1 protein-coding gene is annotated in these 514 nt (G+C 39.9%); it reads right to left on the reverse strand.

Annotated features, from left to right (window positions below):
• Positions 1-245: hypothetical protein (locus KK060_RS24890; protein WP_254158008.1), on the reverse strand; the 245-nt coding region annotated here is incomplete at its 3' end.
• Positions 246-514 lie beyond the last annotated feature (269 nt).

Here is a 514-nt window from a genome sequence, read left to right on the forward strand (position 1 = left end):
GCTTTAAAATCTTTCTTCATAAGCTCATACGCTTCTTTCACCGCAGGGTCACCCAGTACAGACTTCGCATAGAACACGCTGTCCATAAAGCGGTCTTTCACCTGTTGTTCCTTCGGCGTAAGCAACTCACGTTTACGTCTGCGTTTACCAACAAACGTTTCACCATCAATCTGACGAAATACCATTTCGTCGCCTACTCTCCCACTAAATCCCTTAGTAAGGAGGTTCTCTTTAATTTTACCCATTGTATGTATTATTTAAAATTTACTACTTCAGCTACACATCCTGTTTGTGTATGATACAAAAGTATTTTGCCACTCCGCCAACTATTGTCGGACCTGAAGTTATTTTCAATTTTTTCAATTTTTTTTTAAAGCCTGGTGTTTGTTCCCCTATTCAATAGTCCTTTTTAACTATTCTGTCCCTATCGTATGGCTATCTTATCTCTATGGTATGGCTATTCCTGGCTACGTCTGGCTATTCCTGGCTATGTCTGGCTACTTAGTCCTTCTTA

Origin of the sequence: Chryseosolibacter indicum, assembly GCF_018598585.1 — a bacterium.
GTDB lineage: Bacteria > Bacteroidota > Bacteroidia > Cytophagales > Cyclobacteriaceae > Chryseosolibacter > Chryseosolibacter indicus.